We start from the raw sequence: 236 nt of genomic DNA, 5'->3' as shown, positions 1-236 counted from the left end.
CTCGCGAATCACGCAGTGGCAGGTGGTGCAGGCGCAGACACCGCCGCAGGCACTCTCGATCTCGATGTGGTTGTCATGGGCAACTTCGAGGATGGACTTGCCGGTCTCAGCCTCCACAACCATACCTTCCGGGCAATGCTCGGCGTGTGGCAGAAAAATGACCTGCGGCATTAATTATTCCTCGATTTCATTCAGATTGCGTCCCGCCAGGGCGGCTTTTACCGACTGGTCCATAC

General features: G+C 57.2%; 1 protein-coding gene. It reads right to left on the bottom strand.

Going from position 1 to position 236, the window contains the following annotated elements; all coding sequences use genetic code 11:
- On the bottom strand, positions 1 to 123 hold a 123-nt coding region (locus tag KZZ07_RS27450), incomplete at its 3' end, for a 2Fe-2S iron-sulfur cluster-binding family protein (protein WP_255564633.1).
- Positions 124 to 236: the final 113 nt, after the last annotated feature.

Origin of the sequence: Mameliella sp. CS4, from assembly GCF_019392335.1 — a bacterium.
GTDB lineage: Bacteria > Pseudomonadota > Alphaproteobacteria > Rhodobacterales > Rhodobacteraceae > Antarctobacter.
This window is presented reverse-complemented; position numbering and strand designations above follow the sequence as displayed.